Annotated in this window: 18 protein-coding genes; 13 read left to right on the forward strand and 5 right to left on the reverse strand. The window is 65.3% G+C overall.

The genetic code is table 11. The features are described 5' to 3' along the window. The first annotated feature begins 5 nt into the window (after positions 1-5). From ACREBX_RS14965 to ACREBX_RS14990, 6 genes are all read left to right on the forward strand, one after another. Complete coding sequence (locus tag ACREBX_RS14965; RefSeq protein ID WP_431562538.1) at positions 6-1,079, forward strand: glycoside hydrolase family 43 protein; 1,074 nt, start codon at positions 6-8, stop codon at positions 1,077-1,079. 14 nt (positions 1,080-1,093) lie between these two features. After that, on the forward strand, positions 1,094-3,418 hold the full coding sequence (locus ACREBX_RS14970) for a GH92 family glycosyl hydrolase (protein ID WP_431562557.1): 2,325 nt from the start codon (positions 1,094-1,096) through the stop codon (positions 3,416-3,418). Between the two features lie 14 nt (positions 3,419-3,432). Continuing rightward, the gene (locus ACREBX_RS14975; RefSeq protein ID WP_431562558.1) at positions 3,433-4,869 is read left to right on the forward strand and encodes a glycoside hydrolase family 125 protein; all 1,437 of its coding nucleotides are present in this window, start codon (positions 3,433-3,435) and stop codon (positions 4,867-4,869) included. An 11-nt stretch (positions 4,870-4,880) separates the two neighbouring features. After that, a complete protein-coding gene (locus tag ACREBX_RS14980; RefSeq protein WP_431562539.1) occupies positions 4,881-7,217 on the forward strand; it encodes a GH92 family glycosyl hydrolase in 2,337 nt (778 codons plus the stop codon). 189 nt (positions 7,218-7,406) lie between these two features. Beyond that, entirely contained in the window at positions 7,407-8,342 is a 936-nt protein-coding gene (locus ACREBX_RS14985) for an ROK family protein (RefSeq protein ID WP_431562540.1), read from the forward strand. A gap of 58 nt (positions 8,343-8,400) precedes the next feature. Continuing rightward, positions 8,401-10,722, forward strand: a complete 2,322-nt coding sequence (locus ACREBX_RS14990) for a GH92 family glycosyl hydrolase (RefSeq protein WP_431562541.1) — start codon at positions 8,401-8,403, stop codon at positions 10,720-10,722. Here the strand turns inward: ACREBX_RS14990 and ACREBX_RS14995 are convergent. Then, positions 10,719-12,308, reverse strand: a complete 1,590-nt coding sequence (locus ACREBX_RS14995; RefSeq protein WP_431562542.1) for a Na+/H+ antiporter — start codon at positions 12,306-12,308, stop codon at positions 10,719-10,721. The genes ACREBX_RS14990 and ACREBX_RS14995 overlap by 4 nt on opposite strands. A 394-nt stretch (positions 12,309-12,702) precedes the next feature. Between ACREBX_RS14995 and ACREBX_RS15000 the strand changes: the two genes are divergently transcribed. The 3 genes from ACREBX_RS15000 to ACREBX_RS15010 all read left to right on the forward strand — a co-directional run bounded on the left by ACREBX_RS15000 (position 12,703) and on the right by ACREBX_RS15010 (position 16,216). Beyond that, on the forward strand, positions 12,703-13,482 hold the full coding sequence (locus ACREBX_RS15000) for an SDR family NAD(P)-dependent oxidoreductase (protein WP_431562543.1): 780 nt from the start codon (positions 12,703-12,705) through the stop codon (positions 13,480-13,482). Beyond that, the gene (locus ACREBX_RS15005) at positions 13,479-14,267 is read left to right on the forward strand and encodes an enoyl-CoA hydratase/isomerase family protein (RefSeq protein ID WP_431562544.1); all 789 of its coding nucleotides are present in this window, start codon (positions 13,479-13,481) and stop codon (positions 14,265-14,267) included. The genes ACREBX_RS15000 and ACREBX_RS15005 overlap by 4 nt, the downstream gene beginning before the upstream one ends. A 224-nt stretch (positions 14,268-14,491) precedes the next feature. Then, positions 14,492-16,216 (forward strand): arylsulfatase, encoded by a 1,725-nt coding sequence (locus ACREBX_RS15010; RefSeq protein ID WP_431562545.1) that lies wholly within the window; start codon positions 14,492-14,494, stop codon positions 16,214-16,216. On the opposite strand, the gene ACREBX_RS15015 is transcribed toward ACREBX_RS15010, so the two are convergent. After that, the gene (locus ACREBX_RS15015) at positions 16,136-17,074 is read right to left on the reverse strand and encodes a formylglycine-generating enzyme family protein (protein ID WP_431562546.1); all 939 of its coding nucleotides are present in this window, start codon (positions 17,072-17,074) and stop codon (positions 16,136-16,138) included. The genes ACREBX_RS15010 and ACREBX_RS15015 overlap by 81 nt on opposite strands. Continuing rightward, on the reverse strand, positions 17,074-17,700 hold the full coding sequence (locus ACREBX_RS15020) for a TetR/AcrR family transcriptional regulator (protein ID WP_431562547.1): 627 nt from the start codon (positions 17,698-17,700) through the stop codon (positions 17,074-17,076). Before ACREBX_RS15020 ends, ACREBX_RS15015 begins: the two co-directional genes overlap by 1 nt. A gap of 121 nt (positions 17,701-17,821) precedes the next feature. On the opposite strand from ACREBX_RS15020, the gene ACREBX_RS15025 reads away from it, so the two are divergent. Further along, positions 17,822-19,468, forward strand: coding sequence for a sulfatase-like hydrolase/transferase (locus tag ACREBX_RS15025; RefSeq protein ID WP_431562548.1), 1,647 nt, complete (start codon positions 17,822-17,824; stop codon positions 19,466-19,468). 24 nt (positions 19,469-19,492) lie between these two features. On the opposite strand, the gene ACREBX_RS15030 is transcribed toward ACREBX_RS15025, so the two are convergent. Then, positions 19,493-21,076, reverse strand: a complete 1,584-nt coding sequence (locus tag ACREBX_RS15030) for a winged helix-turn-helix domain-containing tetratricopeptide repeat protein (protein ID WP_431562549.1) — start codon at positions 21,074-21,076, stop codon at positions 19,493-19,495. Positions 21,077-21,183: 107 nt separating this feature from the next. Here ACREBX_RS15030 and ACREBX_RS15035 point away from each other — a divergent pair, with 107 nt between their 5' ends. Both ACREBX_RS15035 and ACREBX_RS15040 read left to right on the forward strand, forming a co-directional pair. Next, positions 21,184-22,062, forward strand: a complete 879-nt coding sequence (locus tag ACREBX_RS15035; protein ID WP_431562550.1) for a class I SAM-dependent methyltransferase — start codon at positions 21,184-21,186, stop codon at positions 22,060-22,062. Positions 22,063-22,213: 151 nt separating this feature from the next. Then, complete coding sequence (locus tag ACREBX_RS15040; protein WP_431562551.1) at positions 22,214-23,056, forward strand: amidohydrolase family protein; 843 nt, start codon at positions 22,214-22,216, stop codon at positions 23,054-23,056. Here ACREBX_RS15040 and ACREBX_RS15045 read toward each other — a convergent pair. Then, on the reverse strand, positions 23,053-24,120 hold the full coding sequence (locus ACREBX_RS15045; RefSeq protein ID WP_431562552.1) for a YeiH family protein: 1,068 nt from the start codon (positions 24,118-24,120) through the stop codon (positions 23,053-23,055). The two genes, ACREBX_RS15040 and ACREBX_RS15045, sit on opposite strands and share 4 nt — an antisense overlap. 192 nt (positions 24,121-24,312) lie before the next feature. Here ACREBX_RS15045 and ACREBX_RS15050 point away from each other — a divergent pair, with 192 nt between their 5' ends. Continuing rightward, positions 24,313-25,317, forward strand: coding sequence for a LacI family DNA-binding transcriptional regulator (locus ACREBX_RS15050; protein ID WP_431562553.1), 1,005 nt, complete (start codon positions 24,313-24,315; stop codon positions 25,315-25,317). Positions 25,318-25,464: the final 147 nt, after the last annotated feature.

Below are 25,464 nucleotides of genomic sequence, written 5' to 3' on the forward strand. Positions count from 1 at the left end.
GCAGGGTGCGTGTCTGGTTGAAATCGCTGGTTTTCGGTGCGGCGCTGCTAACGGGCGGCACGGCCGCGGCCGAGAATCCGATCGTTCCCGGCTGGTACGCCGATCCCGAGATCCGCGTCTTCGCCGGCCGCTACTGGATCTATCCGACCTATTCGGATCATGGCGAGACCCCCGACGTCTCACAGCATTTCAATGAGCAGCAGAAGAAGCTGCGCGAGCAAAAGACGGTCCGGCCTTCCTATCATTTCCAGACTTTCTTCAACGCCTTTTCGTCGCCCGACCTCGTCCACTGGACGAAGCACGACCATGTCCTCGACGTCGAGAATGTCGCATGGGCCGCCTATGCCGTGTGGGCGCCGTCGGCGATCGAGAAGGACGGCAAATATTATCTCTTTTTCGGCGCGAACGACATCCAGTCGGACGACCAGCGCGGCGGCATCGGCGTCGCGGTCAGCGACCGCCCCGAGGGGCCGTTCAAGGATGCGATCGGCAAGCCGCTGATCGGCGCCTTCCACAATGGCGCGCAGCCGATCGACCAGTTCGTCTTTCGCGATGACGATGGGCAGCATTATCTCTATTATGGCGGCTGGAAGCATTGCAACGTCGTGCGTCTCGGCGACGATCTGACCTCGATCGAGCCATTTGCCGACGGCACGACCTTCAAGGAAATCACGCCCCCCGGCTATGTCGAGGGCTCCTTCATGGTGAAGCGGGGGGGCGTCTATTATCTGATGTGGTCGGAGGGCGGCTGGACCGGCCCCGACTATTCGGTCGCCTATGCGATGGGCCCGTCGCCGACCGGGCCGTTCAAGCCAATGGGCAAGATTTTGAGCCAAGATTTCAAGATCGCGCGCGGCGCCGGGCATCATTCGGTGGTCAATGTGCCCGGCACCGACGACTGGTATATCGCCTATCACCGCCGCCCGCTCGATCAGACGAGCGGCGAGCGCCGCCAACTCGCGATCGACCGCATGACCTTCAACGCCGACGGCACGATCGCGCCGGTGAAAATGACGAACAAGGGCGTCGCAGCGCGCCCGCTGCCGGGATCGCCGGCAAACAGGGGAGAGACGAAGTGAAGACGATCCGCAAGATGATGCTGAGCGCCGCCGCGAGCGCGCTCGTGCTGACCAGCATCGGGACACCCGCGGCGCTTGCGCAATCGGGCACGCAGCAGACCGCGCTCGTCGATTATGTCAATCCGCTGATGGGCACCGATTCCAGCTATCGCCTGTCGTACGGCAACACCTATCCCGCGGTCGCGGTGCCCTTTGGCATGAACAGCTGGACGCCGGTGACCGGCGAGCCCGGCAGCGGCTGGGGCTATACCTATGACGGCGAGAAGATCAGCGGCATCAAGCAGACGCACCAGCCGAGTCCATGGATGAACGATTATGCCGCCTTCGCGCTGATGGCGGAAACCGGCCCGGTGAAGGTCAAGCAGCAAGAGCGCGGCAGCTGGTTCAGCCACAAGGCCGAAGTGGCGCGTCCCTATTCGTACAAGGTCTACCTCGCCGACTATGACGTGACCGCCGAGGTCGCCCCGACCGAGCGCGCCGCGCAGTTCCGCTTCACTTTCCCCGAAAGCGACGATGCACACATTCTGCTCGACGGTCTCGCGGGCGGCTCGATGGTCAAGGTCGACGTCAAGAACCGCCGCATCACCGGCTATGTCCGCAACAACAACGGCGGCGTGCCCGACAATTTCCACAATTATTTCGTCGCCGAGTTCGACCGCGATTTCACGCTCGCACGCACCTGGGCGGGCGACAATCAGCCGACGAACGAGCTGGCGCGCGAAGGCGACCATGTCGGCGCGGTGCTGAGCTTCAAGACGAAGAAGGGCGACAAGGTCCACGTCAAGGTGGCCTCGTCGTTCATCAGCCCCGAGCAGGCGCTTTTGAACCTGCGCACCGAAATCGGCAGCGACAGCTTCGATGCCACACAGGCCAAGGCAAAGGCGGCGTGGGAAAAGCAATTGTCGCGCATCCGCGTCACCGATCCCGATCCCGAGAAGGTCCGCACCTTCTATTCGTCGCTATACCGGATGCTGCAATTCCCGCGCATTTTTTACGAAAAGGACGCGACCGGAAAGATCGTCCACTACAGCCCGTACGACGGCAAGGTGCATGACGGCTATATGTTCACCGACAACGGTTTCTGGGACACCTGGCGCGCGGTCTTCCCCTTCTTCGCGCTGATGTATCCCGAACTCGACAGCCAGATCATGCAGGGGCTGGTCAACACCTATAAGGAAGGCGGCTGGCTGCCCGAATGGGCGAGCCCCGGCTATCGCGACGTGATGATCGGGTCGAACTCGGCCAACCTGATCGCCGACGCCTATGTCAACGGCGTGCGCGGTTTCGACGTCGAGACGCTGTACGAAGCGATGATCAAGAATGCGACGACGAGCGAGGGTCGACCCAAGGACAAGGCGGGCAAGGTCATCGGCGCGGTCGGGCGCGAGGGCGCCGAATATTACAACCGGCTCGGTTATGTCCCCTATGACGTCGGGATCAACGAAAATGCCGCGCGCACGCTCGAATATGCGACCGCCGACTTCTCGATCGCACAGCTTGCCAAGGCGCTCGGCAAAGATGCCGATGCGAAGAAATATGGCGAAAGGGCGCTGAACTACCAAAAGCTCTATGACAATCAGAGCGGCTGGATCCGCGGCCGCAATCAGGATGGGTCGTGGGCGACCCCGTTCAACCCCTACAAATGGGGCGACGCCTTCACCGAGGGCAACGCGCTCCACTATAGCTGGGCGGTGATGCAGGACGTCGAGGGGCTGATGACCCTGATGGGCGGGCGGCAGAAATTCGTCGAGCGGCTCGACGCGGTCTTCACCACGCCGCCGATCTTCGACGAAAGCTATTATGGACAGGTGATCCACGAGATCCGCGAGATGCAGATCGTCGACATGGGCCAATATGCCCATGGCAACCAGCCGATCCAGCATATGCCCTATCTCTACAATTGGGCGGGTGCGCCGTGGAAGACGCAGCAGCATGTGCGCGACATCATGGCGAAACTCTATTCGTCGGCGCCCGACGGCTATCCGGGCGACGAGGATAATGGCCAGACATCGGCCTGGTACGTCTTCTCGGCCTTGGGCTTCTACCCGGTCGCCTCGGCGACGGGCGAATATGCGATCGGCAGCCCGCTGTTCCAGAAAGCGGTGCTGACGATGCCGGGCGGCAAGACGCTGACGATCAACGCCGCCAACAACAGCGCGACGAACGTCTATCTCCAGTCGGTGGCGCTCGGCGGCAAGCCGCAAACCAAGACCTATTTCACCCACCGTGCGCTATCGCAGGGCGGCACGGTCGACTTCGTGATGGGCGCCCAGCCCAACAAGCAATGGGGCACCGCCCCCGCCGATGCGCCCTTCTCGATCAGCGCGCCCGCCAAATGATTTCGGAGATGAACATGACCCCCAACCGCCGCGAGATCATGGCCGGCGCCGGCGCCTTGGCGCTGGCGGCAGCGATGCCCGCGACCGCGCGTGCCGCCGCGTCCTTTGTGAGCAAGCGCCCCGCGCCCGGCCAGCGCGCCTTCACCAGCCCCGCGATCGAGGCCGAGATCGCGCGCGTGAAGGCGAAGATCGCCGACCCCGAACTCGCCTGGCTGTTCGAGAATTGCTACCCGAACACGCTCGATACGACGGTTCAAACGGGCACCCTCGACGGCCGCCCCGACACCTTCGTCATCACCGGCGATATCGAGGCGATGTGGCTGCGCGACAGCTCGGCGCAGGTACAGCCTTATATCCACCTCGCCCACAAGGACGCGAAGCTGAAGCGCCTGTTCCAGGGGCTGATCCAGCGTCAGGCGCGCTGCATCCTGATCGATCCCTATGCCAATGCGTTCGACAAGGACCCGACCGCGCCCTCGAAGCTCGAATGGTCGCAGACCGACAAGACCGAGATGAAGCCCGGCGTCGCCGAGCGGAAATGGGAAATCGATTCGCTCTGTTATCCGATGCGGCTGTCGCATGAATATTGGACCCGCACCCGCGACAAGACGGTGTTCGACGACACATGGTCGCGCGCGATGAAGCTCGCGGTGGACACATTTCGCGTCCAGCAGCGCAAGGACGGGCCGGGACCCTACAGCTTCCAGCGCCCTGCGCTCCAGCCCACCGACAGCGTGATGCTGAGCGGTTATGGTTCGCCGACGAAGAAAGTAGGCCTGATCCACTCGATGTTCCGCCCGTCGGACGATGCGTGCCTCTATCCCTTCCTGATCCCGTCGAACCTGTTCGCGGTGTCGGTGCTGCGCAAGATCGCCATCGTCCATCGCGAGGCGCGCAGCGATAGCGCCGCGGCGACCGATGCCGAGGCACTCGCCGCCGAGGTCGAGGCCGCGCTCAAGGCGCATGCGCTGATCGACGACGGCAAGGGCGGTCAGGTCTGGGCCTATGAGATCGACGGCTTCGGCAACACCGTCTTCATGGACGACGCCAATGTACCGAGCCTGTCGGGCCTGCCGTTGATCGACGTCGTCGACAAGAGCGACCCGATTTTCCTTCGCACCGCCGCGCTCGCCTGGTCGGAGCGCAATCCCTATTTCTTCAAGGGCACGGCGGCCGAGGGGATCGGCGGTCCGCACATCGGCCTCGACATGATCTGGCCGATGTCGATCATCACCCGTGCGATGAACGCCGACGACGATGCGACGATCCTGCAATGCCTGCGCTGGCTGAAGACGACGCACGGCGGCACCGGCTTCATGCACGAAAGCTTCCACAAGGATGATCCGGCGAACTTCACGCGCAGCTGGTTCGCCTGGGCCAACGCACTGTTCGGCCAGCTGATCGTCGAGGTCGCCGACAAGCGCCCCGCGCTGCTGTCGCGGCCCCTGTGATGCGCGGCGCGATGATCACGACGAGCCGCCGCCAGCTTCTTGCGACCACCGGCCTGCTCGCGCTCGGCGGGGCGATCCCGGCCGGCTGCACGCGCGCGGCGGGCGAAGGGCATGCGCTCGCCATCGGCAAGCCGAACCTCTTCATCGGCACCGGCGGGCACGGCCACACCTTCCCCGGTGCGTCGCTGCCGTTCGGGATGGCGCAGCTCAGCCCCGATACGAACACCCACGGCTGGGATGCCTGCTCGGGCTATCACCAGAAAGATGGCTCGATCATGGGGTTCAGCCATACGCACCTGTCGGGCACCGGCATCGGCGACATGCTCGACATCCTCGTGGTGCCGACGCGGCGCGAACTGAAGCTCGAACCCGGAACGATCGAGAAACCCGGCGAGGGCTATCGTCAGCGTTATTCGGACGAACATGCCGAGCCCGGCTATTACCGCGTGAAGCTTGAGACCGGCGTGCTCGCCGAACTCACCGTGACCGAACGTTGCGGGCTGCACCGCTATCGCTTCGGCCAGGGGCCGGGGCATATCCTGATCGATTTCGCGCACGCGATCGAGGATGACTGGGACAAGGGCATCGTCGTCGAAAAGGCATCGCTCGATCTGGGCGACGACGGCACGCTCACCGGCGGCCGGCAGGTCAATCGCTGGGCCAAGGGCCGGCGCATCCATTTCGCGATGCAGATGTCGCGCAAGCCTGATCGGGTGCAATTTTTCGGCGACGACGGCAAACCGGTCCCCGACGGCGCGACCTCGATCAAGGGCAACAAGCTCAAGGTCGCCTTCTTCTTCGACGATGCCGGGGGCCAGCCGATCCTGATCAAGACAGGGCTTTCGGCGGTCGACGTAAAAGGCGCGCGCGATGCACTGGCGCAGGAGGTTCCCGCCTGGGATTTCGATGGCGCGGTTAAGGCCGCGCGCGGCACCTGGGCGAATGCGCTCGGCGGCATCCGCGTATCGGGCGGCACCGAGGCGCAGCGCACCATCATGACGAGCGCGCTCTATCATGCGCAGCTCGCGCCGACGCTCTTCACCGACCGCGACGGCCGTTATGTCGGGCTCGACCGGCAGGTGCATGAGGCGGCGAAAGGCGAGGAGGCGTTCAGCACCTACTCGCTGTGGGACACCTATCGCGCGCTCCATCCGCTGCTGACCTTGATCGACCCGGCGCGCGCCGCGTTGCTGACGCGCGACCTCTGCCGGCAGACGGCGCAAAGCCCCGCCGGCCCGCCGGTCTGGCCGCTACAGGGGGTCGAGACCGCGTGCATGATCGGCTGGCATGCCGTCTCGGTGCTCGCCGAGGCGCATGCGAAGGGCATCGAGGCCGATTACGCCGCCGCTTGGCCCAATATCCGCCGCCGCGCCTTCGACCGCGATTTCAAGAATATCGACAGCACATTGGGCCGGGGCTTCTATTACGACCTCGGCTACATCCCGTGCGACGAAGTGTGGGAATCGGTCAGCCGGACGCAGGAATATGCCTATGACGACTGGGCGATGGCGCACCTCGCCGATGCCGTCGGCGCGAAGGACGACGCGGCGGCGCTGCGCAAGCGCGCGCAGAACTACCGCGGCGTCATCGACCCCGAAACCCGCTTCGCGCGCCCGCGTTTCAAGGACGGCAGCTGGTGGAAGGATTATGATCCGGTCCAGATCGGTCATGATGTCAAGAAATGGCGCGACTATACCGAGGCGAACGGCTGGCAGGCGACCTTCCTCAACCAGCACGACATTTACGGTCTGATCGATCATTTCGGCGGCGATGCGGCGTTCGAGCAGAAACTCGACGCGCTGTTCAATGCGCCCTCGACGCTGCCCGACAATGCGCCGCCCGACATCTCGGGCCTCGTCGGCCAATATGCCCATGGCAATGAGCCGAACCACCACGTCGCCTATATGTACGCCTATTGCGGCGCGCCGGCGAAGACGCAGGCGATGATCCGGCGCCTGCTCACCGAGATGTACAAGAATGACCCCGACGGCGTGATCGGCAATGATGATTGCGGCCAGATGAGCGCGTGGTTCATCCTCTCGGCGCTCGGCTTCTATCCGGTCGATCCGGTGAGCGCGATTTACGTCTTTGGATCGCCGCTGTTCGATGTTGCCGAGGTGACGGTGGGCGCGGGCAAGACCCTCACCGTCCGTGCCGAGGGCAATGCCCCCGACCGGCCCTATGTTCAGTCGGTCCGCTGGAACGGCAAACCGTGGAGCAAGAACTGGATCGCGCACGCCGACCTGATCGGCGGCGGCGAACTCGTCTTCGAGATGGGCGCCAAGCCGTCGCAGTTCGGCACCATCAAGCGCGACCGTCCGCCTTCCTTCGGTTCTGCCCCCGCATGAAGCAGATTAGCGACAAGTTTTTGGTAGCGAAAAGAAAATGATAAGAACGGACTCTCTCGTGAAATCTCTCCAAACCCTGACACTCGCCGGATCCGAAGCCATGTTTCTGGCGACCGGTCGGGCTTCGGCCTTGCGCTGCGGCCCGGTGCCCTCCAGAAACCTCGGCGATTGGGCGAGGGGATGGCGCTAATGGATGGTCCCGTAACAGACCGCGGCGAAGCGCGCCTGTTCGCCGGCGTCGAGCTCGGCGGCACCAAGTGTATCGTCACGCTTGCAGCGGGTCCCGACGACATTCGCGACCAGCGGACGATTGCGACCACTGTGCCATGGGAAACGCTGCCCGCGATCAAGGCGGTGCTCGATGGCTGGACGGCGTCGCATGGATTTTGCGGTCTCGGCATCGCATCCTTCGGCCCCATCCGGCTCGACCCTGCCAAGGCCGATTATGGTCAGGTCGGCGCGACGAACAAACCCGATTGGGAAGGCGCCGACCTGCTCGGACCGTTGCAATCGGCCTTCGACGTTCCGATCGGTTTCGACACCGACGTCAACGGCGCCGCGCTCGCGGAAATCCGCTGGGGCAGCGGCCGCGGCCTCGACGATTTCGCTTATGTCACGGTGGGCACCGGCGTCGGGGTCGGGTTGATCGTCCATGGCAAGCCGACGCGCGGCTTCGGCCACAGCGAAATCGGTCATGTCCTCGTTCCCCGCCTCGACGGCGACGATATGGTGAGCGTCTGCCGCTTTCACGACGATTGCGTCGAGGGATTGGCGTCGGGCACCGCATTGAACGCGCGGCTGGGCGACCGGCCCCTGTCCGGCGTCGGGCCCGACGATCCGGTGTGGGAGCCGATCGTGCACAGCCTCGCCACGATGGTGCACGCGCTGGCCTGCACGACCGGGCCGATGCGGATCGCGATGGGCGGCGGCGTGCTTTCGGGCCAGCCGCAGCTGCTTCCCCGGATCAACGCCAAGCTCGAGGCGAGCCTTGCGGACTATATGCAGCTCCCCGGCGACGGCGCCTATGTCATCTCGCCCGAACTCGGGACGATGGCGGGTCCGCTGGGCGCGATTGCGCTGGCGATGGAGGCGGTCGAAAGCGCCGGAACCTATGCCGCGCGGTGAAGCTCGCGCTTCGCGTTCGCCGTTGGACAGCGTGCCCGCGCGGCGGCACAAGGGCGCGATGAAACGCCTGTCCGCCGCTGCCGCACTGCTCGCCCTTGTGCCGATCCAGTCTTTCGCCGAGCAGCCCGCGTCCGATCCGCTCGGCTTCGTCGACCCGATGATCGGCACCGGCCCCGAAGGCCACACCTTCCCCGGCGCGACCGCGCCCTTCGGTATGGTCCAGCTGTCGCCCGACACCGACGCGACGTGCCAGATCCGCGACTGCTACGATCATGCGGCGGGTTACAGCTACAACGACCCCACGATTCAGGGGTTCAGCCACACGCATTTCTCGGGCGCCGGCCATTCGGACCTCGGCGACATCCTCGTCATGCCGCAGGCGGGTGCGGTCAAGCTCGATCCGGGCGATCCGAAACAGCCCGGCTCGGGCTATCGCCAGCGTTTCGACCATGCGTCCGAAAAGGCGAGCCTCGGCTATTATGCCGTTACGCTCGCCGATAGCGGCATCCGCGCCGAACTGACCGCGGGCACGCGCGTTGGCGTCCACCGCTACAGCTTTCCCGCGGGCAAGGACGCGCATCTGCTGCTCGACCTCCGCTCGTCGCTCTACGATTATCCGGGCAAGATCCTCTGGTCGGGGCTGCATCTGCGTCCCGACGGCACGCTCACCGGCTTTCGCGAGACGCGCGGCTGGGCGCCGGGACGCAAGCTTTATTTCGCGATGCGCTTCTCGGCGCCGCTCAAGACCCACGCCTTCCTCGATCGCGACGAGAAGGTCGCGTACAAGGGTTTTCAGGCGCCGGGCCGCGGCAGCGACGCGCTTGCCGAAAAGCTCGGCAAAGCACTCGAAGCCCGCCTCGATTTCGGCGCGCTGACCGCGCCACTCGAAGTGCGCGTTGCGCTATCCGGGGTCGACGAGGCCGGCGCCATCGCCAACCTCGATGCGGAAGGCGCCGGTTTCGACGCCGTCCGCGCACGCACCGAGGGTGAATGGCGCAAAGCGCTCGGCGCACTCGAAATCGAAGCGCCCGCGTCGATGCGCACCAATCTCTATACCGCGCTCTATCACAGCCTGCTTGCGCCGAGCGTGTGGAGCGACGTCGACGGGCGCTATCGCGGCCCCGACGATCAGGTCCACGCCGCAAAGGACTTCACCTTCCGCTCGACCTTCTCGCTGTGGGACACGTTCCGCGCGCAGCATCCTTTGCTGACGCTCGTCCAGCCCGGGGCGACCAACAGCGACATCGTCAAATCGCTCGTCGCGAGCCGCAAGCACAGCCCGCACGGCATCCTGCCCGTCTGGCAATTCCACGGGCGCGAAACCTGGACGATGATCGGCTATCACGCGGTCCCTGTCATCGCCGACGCCTATATGAAGGGCGTGGACGATTTTGACGCGAATGAAGCCCTGGATGCAATGGTCGCGAGCGCCGAATACGCCCCCTATGGCGGGCTCGGCGACTATATGAAGCTGGGTTATGTGCCGATCGACCGCGAGCCCGAGGCGGCGTCGAAGACGGTCGAATATGCCTATGACGACTGGACGATCGCGCGCATGGCCGAAAAGATGGGCCGCAAAGACATCGCCGACCGCTTCTACAAACGCGCCGGTTATTGGCGGAACAGCTTCGATGCCAAGACCGGCTGGCTCCGCGCGCGCAAGGCCGACGGCAGCTTCCGCACCCCGTTCGACCCGACCGCGATCAACTATGGCTCGGACTATACCGAGGGCAATGCCTGGCAATATAGCTGGTTCGTCCCGCAGGATCAGGCCGCGCTCTTCCGCATCCTCGGCGGTGACGCAAAGACGGTCGCCAAGCTCGACGCGATGTTCGACTATGACAATTCGAAGCTCGACTATAGTCATGCCGAGGATATTGCCGGGCTGATCGGCCAATATATCCACGGCAACGAGCCGAGCCACCATGTCGCCTATCTCTACGCCTATGCTGGCGCGCCGTGGCGGACGCAGGAGCGGCTGAAGCAGATCGTCGACAGCCAGTATAAGCCGACCCCCGATGGCCTCTCGGGCAACGACGATCTCGGCCAGATGTCGGCATGGCTCGTCTTTACCGGTCTTGGCTTCTACCCTGTCGCGCCGGGGTCGAACCAATATGTGATCGGGCGGCCCTTCGTCGACCGCGCGGTGCTGAACCTGCCCGACGGCAAGCGCTTCACCGTCGAGACGGCGGGGCTTTCCGATACCAATCGCTATGTCGGTAGGGTCGAGCTCAACGGCAAGGTGTTGACGCGCAGCTGGATTTCGGACGCCGAAATCCGCAGCGGCGGCACGCTGCGCTTCACGATGCAGGCGAAGGCCGACACCGCATGGGGCAAGGCGCCGGGTGCGCGTCCCTATTCGCAGTCGACGGAGCGCTAGGCCGGTTGCCCCAGCTGCAGCGTCATCGCCAGTTCCTCGACGTCGAGGTCGCGTTCGAGTTCGTGGAGAACCTCATCCTCGATCAGCCCGGCGCGGTGGATCCGGATCAGCTCCGCCCGCCCGGCGGCAATCGCCTGGAGCAGGACGTCGAAATGCGACCGTAGCCCGTCCATCGCGGTGCTTGCGTCGGCCTCGTACCGCTCCATGAAGGTCATCCGCTTGCGATGTTCTTCGAGCATCATCGGATGGATCAGCGTGCCATTCTCGTCATAGGCGAGCCTTTCGATCACCGCGAACCGCGCGCGCGCCATCGCGGCTTCGGCGGCGGGCAGCGCCATTTTGGCGGGCGGATCGGTGTCGACGGGTTTGACCGCGCGGATGAGCATGCCAAGGCTCGACCCTTGCGCGACGACGGTGACGAAGATGACCGCGAAGGCGCAGATCAGCATCAGGTCGCGGCCGGGCATGTCGACGGGGAGGGTCAACGGAACCGCCAGTGTCACAACGCCGCGCATCCCCGCCCAGCTCAGCACCGTCGCCTGCCGCCAGCCCAGCGGGCGGGCGCGTTCCAGGCCGACGACGCGGGCCATTCCGAGGATCGCCTCCGATCCGAAAATCCAGACGAAGCGCGCGATGATAACGGTAATCACGACGGCGGCGATCACGATGGTCCACGAAAGCGGCATCGCCTCGATCCCGCCGATCCGTTCGATCGCGCCGCGCAGCGAAAAGCCGATCAGGATGAAGACGAGCGCTTCGAGGACGAACACCATGATGAACCACCCCGAATTGGCGCGGAGGCGGACGTCGGCCGACAATATCTCATGCTGATACCAGCCCATGGCAAGGCCCGAGGTGACGGTCGCGATGACGCCCGACACATGCACGGCTTCACCGGCGATATAGGCGGCCCAGCAGAGCAGGATCGTGACGAGCATGACAAGCATGCGGTCATGGAGGCGCTTGGCGAGGAAGATCCAGCCCGCCGCGACCAGCGCGCCGACGATCACCCCGCCGATCGCGACAAAGGCAAAGCTCTGCACGGCCTCGCCGGTGTGGAACACCCCGCTGAGCGTTGCGGCGACGGCGAAGCGGAAGAGGATGAGGCCGGTCGCGTCGTTGAGCAGGCTTTCGCCTTCGAGCAGGGCTTCCAGCCGGCGCGGCAAATGGAGCCCCTTCAATACTGCGCGTGCCGCCACCGCGTCGGGCGGCGAGACGATCGCGCCGAGCGCAAAGCAGGCGGCCCAGGGCAGGTCGGGGAGGATCATATGCACGACCACGCCGACGACGAGCGTCGTGAAAACCACCGCGCCGACGGCAAGCGACAAGATGCCGGGAAGGTGACGGCGAAACCGGCCGAGCGCGGTAAAATAGGCGCCGTCCATCAACAGCGGCGGCAGGAACAACACGAGCGCGAGTTCGGGGTCGAGCGAGATCGCCGGCAACCCCGGGATGAAGGCGAGCGCGCCGCCGCCGACCAGGAGCGCGGTCGCAGGCGGCCAGCGCAGCTTCAGCGCCAGCCAGTGCAGCCCGATGACGAGCGCGAGCAGCCCGAGGACGAGTTCGAAGGTTTCGACGGCGTGCATCGGCTCAGGTCCGGTCCATGCCGAGGACGAACGATGGTGTCATCTTGAGGCCCCTTGTATCGTCCAATTCGACGAGACCATTTGTGACGGCGTTTGCGCCCGCGATCAATGCTGGAGATTGTGCCAGCTCAAAAGCTTGGCGGCCCTTCGCGATGGGTTCATCCACGGGCGCAAACCATGCTGCGCCGGACAATGCGAAAGAAGGAGCCCTTTATCCCCCGCCCGCCGCGCTCGGCAGCCGCGACGGGGGATGAGGTTTGGTGTGCACAGAAGAACATTAGGAGAACAAAATATGTTCGTCAACCGGTTTCTTGCGGTTTTTCAACGAGGCCGCGCGTCCGGTTGACGCGAACGTCAATCAGGGTCAATGCATAGCAAGCGAAGGAAAGGATGTATGATGGCGGAACAACCGAAGTTCGACCTCACGGGACGCGTGGCGCTGGTGACCGGGGCGTCCTCGGGCCTTGGCGCGGGCTTCGCCAGGGCTCTGGCGGCGGCCGGAGCGAAGGTCGTGCTCGCCGCGCGCCGCGCCGACAAGCTGGCCGAGCAGGTCGCCGCGATCGAGGCCGCGGGCGGGCAGGCGATCGCGGTCAGCATGGACGTCACCGACGCGGCGTCGACGATCGCCGCCTATGATGCTGCCGAGGCGGCGTTCGGCACGGTCGATACAATTGTCGCCAACGCCGGTGTCGCGACCGAGAAGATGGCGATGAGCCTGTCGGTCGACGAGGTCGATTTCCTGCTCGCGGCCAATGTCCGCGGCGTCTTCCTGACCGCGAACGAGGGGGCCAAGCGGCTCGACAAGGCGGGCAGCCGCGAGAAGCAGCACGGCCGCATCGTGCTGATCGGCTCGATCACTGCCGAGAAAGTCTTTCCCGCGACCTCGGTCTATGGCGCGACCAAGGCGGCGGTGCGGCATCTGGGCAAGGCGCTGGCGCGCGAATGGGCGCGGCGCGGGATCAGCGTCAATGTGATCCAGCCCGGCTATTTCGCATCCGAAATGACCGCCGAACTGTTCGAAAGCGACACCGGCGCGGCGATGGTGAAGAGCTTCCCGCGCCAGCGCATGCGACCGCCGAGCGATCTCCACGCGCCGCTGCTCCTGCTCTGCTCCGACGCGGCGCTCGGCATCACCGGCAGCGTGATCACCGTCGACGACGGTCAGACGCTGTGAGCGAACTGCTGATCGAGGCGCGCGGTGGGGTGGAGATCGCGACGCTCAACCGCCCCGAACGCCTCAATGCGCTGAACGAGGCGCTGGTCGACGAACTCAATGCCTATTTCGGCGGGCTTGCCGAGCGCCCCGAGGTCCGTGTCGTCATCCTGCGCGGCGCAGGGCGCGGCTTTTGCGCCGGGCTCGACATTCGGGAAGACCGGTCGTCGGACGAGACGCCGGTGCTGCGCACGCTGCGCACCCAGACCCGCATCGGCAATATCTATCGCAAGATGCGCGCCTGTCCGCAGCCGATCATCGCGCTCGGCCACGGCGCCGCGGCCGGTGGCGGCCTGTCGCTGCTGCTCGCGTCCGACGTGCGTTATGCCTCGCCCTCGTTCAAGGCGAACGCCGCCTATATCCGCATCGGCCTTGGCGGGTGCGACATGGCATCGAGCTATTTCCTCCCGCGCCTCGTCGGTGCCAGCCTCGCGTCCGAGATGATCCTCACCGGCCGCTTCATCGATGCCGAGCGCGCGCTGCGCGCGGGCCTCGTCAGCGAGATTGTCGAGGAAGATGCGCTGCTGGACTGCGGCCTCGCGCTCGCCGACGAGATGCTGGCGACGTCGCCCCACGGTTTGCGCCTCTCGAAACAGGCGCTGAACCTCAACATCGACGCGCCGAGTCTCGAGGCGGCAATGGCGATCGAGGATCGCCAGCAGGTCATCCTTTCGGCGACCGAGGACCATCGCGAAGCGCTCGCCGCCTTCCTCGAAAAGCGTGCTCCCGAATATCGCGAACGATAAGGTTAAGGGGTCTTCATCACCCCCCATTGACTCGCCAATATATTGACATAGTAAGTGCCATATCCCGAGGGGGTGGGAGTGATGGCAGTGCGCAGGAGGACCACTAAATGCCGGGTCGCTTAGGCGGGTCCCGGCGTGCTGCCATCATCACAATCGGCGCCCTGCTTGCCATAGCGCCCGCGCAGGCGCAACGCGGTCCATCCGGGCCAAAGCATCCCAACATCGTGATCCTGCTCGCCGACGACTGGGGCTTTTCCGAGGTCGGTTCGTTCGGCTCCGAAATCGCGACGCCGAACATCGACGCGCTCGCGCATGCGGGAATGCGCTTTTCCAATTTTCACGTCGCGGCGTCCTGCTCGCCGACGCGCGCGATGCTGCAGACGGGGGTGATGAACCACCGCAACGGCCTCGGCAACATGCCCGAGACGATCCCCGATCAGCATCGCGGCAAGCCCGGTTACGACACGGTGATGAACCTGCGCGTGGTAACGGTCGCGCAGCTTCTGAAGGCGGCGGGCTACCGCACCTATCTCACCGGCAAATGGCACCTCGGCAGCGACGCGAAGCGTCTGCCGCACGCGCGCGGATACGACCGCGCTTACAGCCTCGCCGACGCTGGCGCCGACAATTTCGAACAGCGCCCGATCGAGGGCATGTACGATAGTGCCGCCTGGACCGAGAATGGCAAGCCCGCGACCTTGCCCAAGGATTATTATTCGTCGCATTTCGTGGTGCAGCGGATGATCGATTATATCGAGGCGGATCGCAAAAGCGGCAAACCCTTCCTCGCCTCGATCAACTTCCTTGCCAACCATATCCCCATCCAGGCACCCGACAGCGACATCGCGCTTTATTCGGCGATGTACAAGGATGGCTGGACCGCGCTCCGCGAAGCGCGGGCAAAGCGCGCCGCGGCGCTCGGCATCGTGCCCGCGGGCGTACCGATCGTCACGATGGCGACGACGCCCGACTGGAAAAAGCTCGACGCCGAAGAGCGCGCCGCCGCGGTGCGCGTGATGCAAGCCTATGGCGGCATGGCGACCGCGATGGACCGCGAGGTCGGCCGCCTCGTCGCGCATCTCAAGGCCACGGGCGATTACAACAACACGATCTTCGTCTTTCTCTCGGACAATGGCGCCGAGCCAACCAATCCGTTTGGCAGCCTGCGCAACCGCCTGTACCTTGACATGCAATACGACCTCGCGACCGCGAACATCGGCCGGCGCGGCAGTTTCGCCGCGATCGGCCCCGGCTGGGCGAGCGCGGCGGTGTCGCCCCTGTCGGGCTACAAGTTCACCGCCGCCGAGGGCGGGCTGCGCGTGCCGCTGATCATCGCCTGGCCGGGGCATGCGAGCATCCGCGCGGGCGGCATCAGCAATGGCCTCGCGCATGTCACCGACGTCCTGCCGACGCTGACTGAACTGGCCGGTGTGCCGGACCACGGCGGAAGCTGGCAGGGCAAGGCGGTCGAGCCCGTCACCGGCCGCAGCCTCGTTCCGATGCTGAAAGGCGGGGCGGGCAGCGTCCATGGCGATGCGCCGCTCGGTTACGAACTGTCGGGCAATGCGGCGCTGTTCCGCGGCGATTACAAGCTGGTGCGCAACCTCGCGCCGACCGGCGACGGCAATTGGCGGCTTTACGATCTGAAATCCGACCCCGGCGAAACGCGCGATCTGGCCGCGGCGGAGCCCGACCGCTTCACCGCCATGATGGCCGACTACCGCGCATACGCAAAGGCGAACGGCGTGCTCGACATGCCAGCGGGCTACACCGCCGACGAACAGATCAACCGCTATGCCTTCGAACAACAAGGCAAGCCGCGCCTGATCCGCCTCGGGCTGTGGGGCGGCGCGATCGTCGCCCTGTTATCAGTCCTCGTGTGGGGCCTTCGCCGCCGGCGCCGCGCGCGCGGTGTCGATCAGGCGAAAACCGATATGGTCGGTGCCTAGGCTGCGTTCCTGAAACTGGCGCGCGGCGGGGCGGTAACGCGCGCAATAATTGGAGGCGCACAGGAAACTGCCGCCCTTGATGACATTGCTCTCGCCGCCCGCCTTGCTCGTCGTCCATTCCCAGACATTGCCGATCAGGTCGTAAATGCCGTGCTGGTCGGCGGGGAAGCACGCGACCGGCGCGCGGCCGATGTAGCCGTCGGTGCCGAGATCGCGCGCCGGGAATGCGCCCTGATAATAATTGGCCAGCGGCTTGCCCGCCTTGTCGACCGGCACATTGCGGTCGGCCCCGCCGGTCGCTGCGGCCAATTCCCACTGCTCCTCGCTCGGCAGCGCCTTGCCCTTCCATTTGGCGTAGGCAAGGGCATCGTCATAACCGATCTGCACCACCGGGTCGCGGCCGCGTCCGTCGATATTCGTCTTGGGGCCCGCCGGATGCCGCCACTCGGCGCCGACGACCCAGCGCCACCAGTTCGGATTGCCGTCGGTCGGCGCGGCGAACACCGCGGAGCCCGGGATCAGCATCTCGGGCGGCGCGCCGGGCAGCTTCGGCGGGTCCTGCTCGGCGAGCGTCTTGTACCCCGTCGCCTTCACGAATTCGGCGAACCCGGCGTTGGTGACCTCGTGCGTCGACATCCAGAAGCCCGCGACGGTCGCAGCGCGCTCGGGACCTTCCTCGGGCAGGTGCGCATCGGCGCCCATCGCGAAGGTCGCGCCGGGGATCCACACATAATCCTCTGCAGGGATCGCCGCGCATTCGGGCGCCTTGGTTTCGGCGAGCGGCGCATCCTTCGTCTCGCCGCATGCCGCGAGCGTGCCAAGCAAGGCCAGCGACAACAGGACCGAAGCGTCGCGCATCAATCCTCTTCGACGATCGCTGCCAACATCGCTTCGACCATTTGCCCCATCGCCGTCCCGGCCTCTTCGGCGGACAGGCTCTGGTCGTGGCGCAGCGTCCGCCAGGTATGGAACGACAGCGCCGCGCACAGCGCCTCGACGCCGATCCGGTCGGCGCGGACCGAACCGGGGAGCAGGCGGACAATCAGTTCGCGTTCGAGCATCACGACGCGGCTGTACTGCCCCATCAGGAAGGGCGACTGATAGCGCTTGATGTTGGCGGCGAGGCGGAAGGGCAGGGTCGTCTCGAACAGGCGGACGCGTCGGCGAACGAGCTCGCGGATGTTGGCGCGCCACGGCTGGTCGGGATAAGGCGCCATGACGATCGGCGCGACGCGATCGGTGATCGTCGCCGTGATCTCGGCATAAAGCGCGTCCATATCGTCGAAATGGCGAAACACGGTGCGCAGGCCAATGCCCGCCTCTTCGGCGACGCGCGCCGCGCTCGGCGACAGGTCGCCCGCGACGATCAACTCCATCATCGCCTCGACGATGCGCTTGTGGCTCGACCGTCCGCGTTCGCGGCGGCCGTCGACCCGCCCGGGCTCGATCTTTGGCGCGTCTATCTTCTTCACCCCTGTCGTCATGGCCTCCCTGCTGGCCCGGCTTGGCGCCGAGGTCAAACAATCTTGCGTATCGGTCAATATAGTGACACATATAGTGTCAATAGTTTCGGGGCAAGTCGAGAGCATGGGATAGGGGCCGAAAATGAAGAAAACATGGGTTGCCCTGTGCGGTTTGGCCGTCGTCGGCGCGGGTGGATATTGGGCGTTCGAGGCGAATAAATACAAGCTTCCGGGCATCGTTCAGGACTGGAAGGACCCCGTGCAACCGAACCGCGCGGTCGTCTGGCAGCAAGGTCCGGCAACAGCGCCCGTCAGTCCGCTTGGGGGCCAGCGTCCGCCGAACATCATTCTGATCGTCGCCGACGATCTCGGTTATAACGACATCAGCCTCAATGGCGGCGGCGTCGCGGGCGGGATCGTGAAGACGCCGAACATCGACGCGATCGCGCGTGAGGGGATCAACTTCACCACTGCCTATGCCGCGAACGCGACCTGCTCGCCGTCGCGCGCGGCGATGATGACGGGGCGCTACCCGACGCGCTTCGGGTTCGAATATACCGCGGTTCCCGTCGAGTTCGCGGAAAGCGTTTCGCACGGTGAGGGCGTGGGACCGCACAAGGCGATTTTTCACAAGGATCTGATTACGCCGGACATCCCCGACTATCCCGATATGGGCGTCCCTGCAAAGGAAGTGACGATCGCCGAGGCGGTGAAGGCCGCGGGCTATCACACACTCCATATCGGCAAATGGCATCTGGGCGAGGCGCCGGCGCTGCAGCCGCAGCGCCAAGGCTTCGACGAGAGCCTCGCCGTGCTGGGCGGCGCGGCGATGTTCCTGCCCGAGGACGATCCCGACGCGGTGAACGCAAAGCTGCCATGGGACCGCATCGACCATTTCCTGTGGGCCAATTTGCGCCATGCGGTGACCTTCAACGGCAGCAAGCGTTTCCACCCTAAGGGCCATATGACCGACTATTTCGCCGACGAGGCGATCACGGCGATCGAGGCGAACCGGAACCGGCCCTTCTTCATGTATCTCGCGTTCAACGCGCCGCACACGCCGCTGCAGGCGACAAAAGCCGACTACGACAAATTTCCGCAGATCAAGGATCACAAGACGCGCGTCTATGGCGCAATGATCGCGCAGCTCGACCGGCGCATCGGCGACGTGATGGCGAAGCTGACAGAACTGGGAATCGACGATAATACCCTCGTCATCTTTACCAGCGACAATGGCGGTGCCTGGTACGCGGGCATCGACCATCTGAATGCGCCCTATCGCGGATGGAAAGCCACCTTCTTCGAAGGCGGCATCCGCACCCCCTTTTTCATGCGCTGGCCGGGGCATCTCGCACCGGGATCGACGCGCGCCGACGCTACGGGGCATATCGACCTGTTCTCGACCATCGCGGCCGCGGCGGGGGCGAAGCTGCCGGCCGACCGGATCGTCGACAGCGAGGATATTTTGGCTGGTCCCGCAAAGCGCACGGCGCTGTATTGGCGCTCGGGCGATTATCGCGTGGTGCGCGCCGGCGACTGGAAGCTGCAGGTGACGAAGCGGCCTGAAAAGGCGCGTCTGTACAATCTCGCGGCAGATCCGACCGAACGGCATGACCTGTCCGCGAGCGAGCCACAGCGCGTCGCTGAGCTCCGCGCGATGATCGACGCGCAGAACAAGGGCATGGCAAAGCCGATCTGGCCGGGATTGGTCGAAGCGCCCGTGCGGATCGACGTGCCCCAGAATGCGCCGTGGAAAGACGGGCAGGATTATGTCTACTGGACGAACTGACGCGGCAGTTTCGCCGTCCCCGCGTCAGAGCCCCGTGTCGCGCAGCGCCCGCTCGATCACCTCGCGCCCGCTCGTCGCGGCAAAGGGGAAGGATCGCAGGAAGGTCGCCCGCGACACCCGCGGGTCGAGTTGCCGCGCCCGCCCGATCCACTGCGCCGCGCGCTCGTGATTGCCCGACGCCTCGGCGGCGATCGCCGCGATCACCGCGATATGCTTGTGCGCCCCGGGCGACTGCGCCGCGCGTTCGCCCCATTCGAGCGCGCTATGGTAGTCGCCGCGCATCAATGCGCTGACCGACCGCACCCCCAGCATCGCATAGCGTAAAGGATCGAGCGGGCTCAGGCGGAGCGCCAGTTCGGCATTCTCGTCGCTGTGCCCGACATCACATTGCGTCATTTCGGCCCAGGCTTTCGAATAGATCGCCTGCGCATAATTGGGGCTGAGCGCGATTGCCGCCGACAGCCGCTCCATGCTTTCGGGCACCGCGTCGGCGAACCATAAAGAGCGTCCGAGATTGAGGTGCGCGAAGGGGTCGAGCGGATCGAGCTGGACCGCGCGCTCGGCGAGCGACCGCGCCTGCTCGGCCATCGCGTCGGGGTCGTCCGAATATTGCAGGAAGCAATCCTGAAAGCGCGTGAAGGACAGCCCCGACAGCGCGCGCGAGAAATTGGGGTCGCGCGCCAGCGCCTGCGCGAACAACCCGGCCGCCCGCGCATTGTCCGACCGGTTGAACCGGAACATATGGTCGAGCCCGAGGTGATAGGAGGACCAGGCGTCAAGCGCCGCTTCGGGCATCCGGCGCGCGCGCTCGACCTCGTTCTGGATGATCCGCGTTTCCAGATTGGCGATCACGGCCTCCAGCACCTCGCAGCGCAACTCGTGCAATTCGTCGCGGCCGGCGGTGAAGCGGTCGGCCCACACCACCGCACTGTCGCTCGTCCGCGCGAGCGTGACCGACAGGATGACGCGGCCGGCGGTTTCCTCGAGCGTGCCGGTCAGGCAATAGCGGACATTGAGCGCGGCGCCGACCTGTTCGCAGCTCGCTTCCTGTCCGCGAAAGCGGAAGGTCGAGGTGCGCGCGATCACCAGCAGCCAGCGCAGGCGCGACAGATCGCCGATCAACTCGTCGGCCAGCGCATCGGCTACAACCGACAGCGGACCGGGGCCACCAACGAGATGGAAGGGAAGGACCGCGATCGACGGCCGTTCCTCCGTGGTCGGGGCGGGGGGCGATGGATCGGCGGCGGGCGCTGCGAACCGCCGCACGGGGCCGGGCACCTGTTCGAACAGAACCTGCGCGGCGAAACGAAAGCCCTTGCCGTGGATGGTGCGGATGAAGTGCTGTTCCTTGCCGTCGTCGCCCAGCGCCTGCCGCGCCGCCTTGACGCGCGAGGCCACGGCGGCTTCGGAGACGATCCGTCCGCCCCAGATATTCTCGATGATCTCGTCCTTGCTGACGAGGCGGTCGGCATTGCTCGCGAGCAGGATCAGCAGCGACAGCACCTGCGGCTCCAGATGTTTTGCCTGCCCCAACTCGCGCAGCTCGAACTTGCCGGGGTCGAGCTCGAAGCCTTCAAAGCGGTAGATCAGGGCGGCGCCGAAGGACAAAGCAGCGTTTCTCCATATATTCTCCATGCCGTCTTCAAGCATGGGACCACGGAAAGCCTATTCAGCGTCCTATCGAACCACCCCCGGTTCCGTTCAAGGAGGCTATCGTGACGCTCGCAACAACCAAGCCGGATACGGCCCCCATCGCGCCGCAAACCGAAAATCTATCAACGACGGTAAACCCGAACAAGGCTCTTTGGGAGAAGGGGGATTTTACCCGTCTCGCGGCCTGCATGCGCGAAAGCGGCGATGTGCTGATCGAGAGCCTCGGTGTGCATGCCGGGCTCGACGTCCTCGACCTCGGCTGCGGTGACGGCACCACCGCTTTGCCGTCGGCCGAACGCGGCGCGAAGGTGCTCGGCGTTGACATCGCATCGAACCTTGTCGCCGCCGGCAACGCCCGCGCTCGCGGGGCCGGCCTCGCGAACCTGCGCTTCGAGGAGGGCGACGCTTCGCACCTGGGTGCGCTCGCCGACAACAGCTTCGACCTCGTCGTCACCATCTTCGGTGCGATGTTCGCGCCGCGGCCGCTCGACACCGCCGCCGAAATGGTCCGCGTGACGCGCCCCGGCGGGCGCATCGTAATGGGCAACTGGATCCCCGGCGATCCGACCCTCATCGCGCATGTGCTCAAGATCTGCGCCGCCTATACCCCGCCGCCGCCCGAAGGTTTCATCAGCCCGGTGACCTGGGGACAGGAAGATGCGGTGCGCGAACGTTTCGGCGCCGCGGGCATCGCGCAGGATCGGATCACCTGCGAACGCGCGACTTACACCTTTCGTTATACGGGAACGCCGCGCGAATTTCTTGCGATCTTCCGCGACTATTACGGCCCGACGATGAATGCCTTCGCCGCCGCCGAGCAGAGCGGCCGGCGCGCCGAGCTGCAGACCGAACTCGAACAATTGTTCGAACGCGAAAACCGCGGCGGCGCCGACCGGACCGAAATCCCTGCGACTTACCTCAAGGTCACCGTCCGGAAGTAAGCCCTTGCCGATGTCGCTCCTGCATTCTCCCTGCAGGGCGGCATTCGCTCGCCTGTGTCCACAATCCGAACAATGGCTTCCAAGGTAATTGGCCGGGCGCCGGCTTTGTGGCAGGTCGGGGGTATCCCGCCCTTTCCGTCCCGGAGCACCCATGCGAACCCTGCTGCTTTCGATTGCCCTTCTGGCGTCCACGGCGCCCTCTTTTGCGCAAGACGCCGTCGTCGATACCCACGTCCATCTGCACAATGGCGAGGCGTCGATTGCCGAATATCAGGCGCAGCTCAAGGCATCGGGCCAATCGGTCACCGCGTTCGGCGTGATGTGGTTCGGCGGCCCCAATCAGGCGCTCGCGGGCAACCCCGCCGACATCAGCAAGCGCAACGATGCGCTGATCGCGCTCGCCGCAAAGCACTCCGGCATGATCGCGATCGCGACCGTCCACCCCTATGACGGCGACGCCGCGCTGGCAGAGGTCGACCGCGTCGCCGCGCGCGGGGTCAAGCTGCTCAAGATCCATCCGCATACCCAGAAATTCGACGCCGCCGATCCGCGCGTGCTGACACTCGTCAAGCGCGCGGGCGACAAGGGGCTGATCGTGGTGATGGATAATGCGAGCATCGTCCCCAGCGACAATGAAAAGCTCTTCAATCTCGCGCTTGCGGCACCGAAGACGAAGTTCATCTTCGGCCATATGGGCGGGCTCGGTTTCCGCTTCTGGAACATCCTCGCGCTCGCGCGCACCGCCGAGAATCTCTTCGCCGACAATATCTATTTCGACATTTCGGCGAGCGTGATCCTTGCGGCGGACTCGCCGATCGAGGCCGAATATGTCTGGACGATCCGCAACGTCGGGGTCGACCATGTGCTGATCGCGTCGGACTTCCCGCAAATCTCGCTGCCGAAAACGCTCGAAGCCTTCGCCAAGCTCGACCTGACCGACGAAGAGCGCGCCAAGATCCGCTCGGGCAACGCGCGAAAGCTGCTGGGGCTTTAGACGATCGCGAGCGCGAAAAGCAGCGACACGGCAAAGCTCGTCAGCGAGGCGAGCAGCACCGGAACGCCCGCGCGCCAGCCCATCTCGAGCAGCAGGTCCATCCGCGTCCGCATCGCGGTCGCGGTGACCGCGAGTAACAGCAGCGTCTTCGACGCGGTGAGCGCGGCGCCGCGCGCCGCATCGGGGATCGGCGCGACGCTGTTGAGCGTCACCATCGCGAAGAAAGCGACGATAAACCAGGGCAGGGCCAGGCGGCGCCAGATGCGTTGGTCGCTACCGTCCTCGGGCTTCAGGAGCAGCCCGACGAGCGCGACCACGGGCGCGAGCAGCGCGACGCGCGCGAGCTTGACGATCGTCGCGCTCGCTCCCGCCGCGTCGGAAAAGGCGTAACCGCCGCCGATCGCCTGCGCGACGTCGTGGATCGACGCGCCGATCAGGAAACCCGCCTGCGCATCGCTCAGCCCGAACCGCGCGGCGAGCAGCGGATAGAGGGTCATTGCCAGCGCGCTCGCGAGCGATACGCCGACAAGCGTCAACGCGAACTGCGCCTGCGGCAGCCGTTGCCGCCCGATCACGCCGTAAAGCGCAAGCGCCGCGCTCGCGCCGCAAATCGCGGTCGCGCCGCCGGCGAGCAGCCCCGCATAGGGCGTCTGCCCCGAAATCCGCGCACCCAGAAATCCGGCGCCCATCGTCAAGGTCATGATGATGATCAGCGCGGCGAACGGCACCGGACCGAGGACCGCGATCTGCATGAAGGTGACTTGCAGCCCGAGCACGACAATCCCGAAACGCAGGAAGGTGTGCGAGGCAAAGTCGAGCCCGCGGTGCGTCGCTTCGTTGGTCGAGATGAAATTAAGCGCCAGCCCGACGAGCAGGCCGAGCAGGATGATCGGAAAACCATAATGGTCGGACAGCCATGCCGCGGCGGCCGATGCCACCGCGCAGGCCGCCAGGCCGGGGAAAAGGCTGCCTTTCGGCGCCGTCCCGGCCATCGTCTGGGCGAGATGCAATTCGCCGAACAGGTCACCGCCGCTCGGCAAATTGTTCCAATGCGCATGGCGCATCGAGGTCAACTCATTTCTGTCCAACGCTGTCATAAGTTTGCGCCATATCGTGAAGCGAGGGAAGGGGGCAAGCCCTCTCTTGCCGAAGCGCGGGTGAAACGCCTAAGCAGACAACGATGGTCAGCATGGCCAACAGGGGAGACGCCTTACCGTGAACTTCATTCGCCTCACCGGTACGGAGCGCAAGCGCGCATGACACGGGCGACGATCAAGGACGTCTCGCGCGTCGCCGGCGTGTCGATCAAGACCGTGTCGCGCGTGCTCAACAAGGAACGCTATGTCAGCGACGACATGCGGCAAAAGGTCGAGGAGGCGGTCGCGCGCCTCAACTATCACCCGAGCCAGGCGGCGCGGACGCTTGCCGGAAAGCGGTCGTTCCAGATCGGGCTGATCCACGACAACCCCAGCCCCTATTATATCTTCAACATGCAGGCGGGGGTCGGGCAGCGCTGCCGCGAGGCGGACTTTCGCATGATCGTCCAGCCGTGCGACATCAACTCGCCCGGCCTCGTCGACGACATCGGCGCGCTGATCGATCAGGCGCAGCTCGACGGCATCATCATGACCCCGCCGGTGACCGACGTCGGCACCGCGCTGGCCGAACTCTTCCGCCGCAAGATTCCCGTCGTGCGCGTCCAGCCGGGCACCGATCTGACCGCGACCTCGGCGGTTTACATCGACAATGTGCAGGCGGCCGATGACATGACCGCCTGGCTGATCTCGCTCGGCCATCGCCGCATCGGCTTCGTTACCGGCCACGGCAATTATTTCGCGAGCGGCCAGCGACTGACCGGCTATAGGCAGGCGCTCCAGCGCGCGGGCATCGGCTTCGACGCGGCGCTGGTCTTTCCGGGCCAGTTCGATTTCCAGTCGGGGACCGCCGCTGCCGAAGCCTTGCTGGCACTCGACCAACCACCCACGGCGATATTCGCGAGCAGCGACGATATGGCCGCGGGCGTCCTCGCCGCGGCGCATCGGCTGGGCGTCGCGGTGCCCGACCAGCTGTCGGTCGCGGGCTTCGACGATACCGACCTCGCGCAGGTCGTCTGGCCGTCGCTGACCACGATCCACCAGCCGATCCGCGACCTCGGCTACGCCGCCGCCGACCTGCTGCTCGAATTCGGCGAGACGATCGAACGCCGGCAGCTTCCGCACAAGCTGGTCGTGCGCGGCTCGACGGCGCCGCCGCGCCGCTGACCTCCCAACACCCTCGTCATCCCGGACTTGATCCGGGATCCATTGTAACATCGGCGAGCCGGACCCCGGATCAAGTCCGGGGTGACGAAGAGGGAATGGCGGCTGACGACCGGTAGTGGCCGTTCTTCTCCCCTCCCGCAGGCGGGA

The sequence above is a fragment of the Sphingopyxis sp. genome (assembly GCF_050725655.1).
Lineage (GTDB): Bacteria > Pseudomonadota > Alphaproteobacteria > Sphingomonadales > Sphingomonadaceae > Sphingopyxis.

Excerpts from the sequence above, each read along its gene's own strand:
- ACREBX_RS14985 (WP_431562540.1), top strand. The coding sequence starts at position 7,407 with ATGGATGGTCCCGTAACAGACCGCGGCGAAGCGCGCCTGTTCGCCGGC.
- ACREBX_RS15015 (WP_431562546.1), bottom strand. The coding sequence starts at position 17,074 with ATGCGCGACGCTTCGGTCCTGTTGTCGCTGGCCTTGCTTGGCACGCTC.
- ACREBX_RS15025 (WP_431562548.1), top strand. The coding sequence starts at position 17,822 with ATGAAGAAAACATGGGTTGCCCTGTGCGGTTTGGCCGTCGTCGGCGCG.
- ACREBX_RS14975 (WP_431562558.1), top strand. The coding sequence starts at position 3,433 with ATGACCCCCAACCGCCGCGAGATCATGGCCGGCGCCGGCGCCTTGGCG.
- ACREBX_RS15000 (WP_431562543.1), top strand. The coding sequence starts at position 12,703 with ATGATGGCGGAACAACCGAAGTTCGACCTCACGGGACGCGTGGCGCTG.
- ACREBX_RS15045 (WP_431562552.1), bottom strand. The coding sequence starts at position 24,120 with ATGCGCCATGCGCATTGGAACAATTTGCCGAGCGGCGGTGACCTGTTC.
- ACREBX_RS15040 (WP_431562551.1), top strand. The coding sequence starts at position 22,214 with ATGCGAACCCTGCTGCTTTCGATTGCCCTTCTGGCGTCCACGGCGCCC.
- ACREBX_RS14970 (WP_431562557.1), top strand. The coding sequence starts at position 1,094 with ATGATGCTGAGCGCCGCCGCGAGCGCGCTCGTGCTGACCAGCATCGGG.
- ACREBX_RS14990 (WP_431562541.1), top strand. The coding sequence starts at position 8,401 with ATGAAACGCCTGTCCGCCGCTGCCGCACTGCTCGCCCTTGTGCCGATC.
- ACREBX_RS14980 (WP_431562539.1), top strand. The coding sequence starts at position 4,881 with ATGATCACGACGAGCCGCCGCCAGCTTCTTGCGACCACCGGCCTGCTC.
- ACREBX_RS15050 (WP_431562553.1), top strand. The coding sequence starts at position 24,313 with ATGACACGGGCGACGATCAAGGACGTCTCGCGCGTCGCCGGCGTGTCG.
- ACREBX_RS14995 (WP_431562542.1), bottom strand. The coding sequence starts at position 12,308 with ATGCACGCCGTCGAAACCTTCGAACTCGTCCTCGGGCTGCTCGCGCTC.
- ACREBX_RS15020 (WP_431562547.1), bottom strand. The coding sequence starts at position 17,700 with ATGACGACAGGGGTGAAGAAGATAGACGCGCCAAAGATCGAGCCCGGG.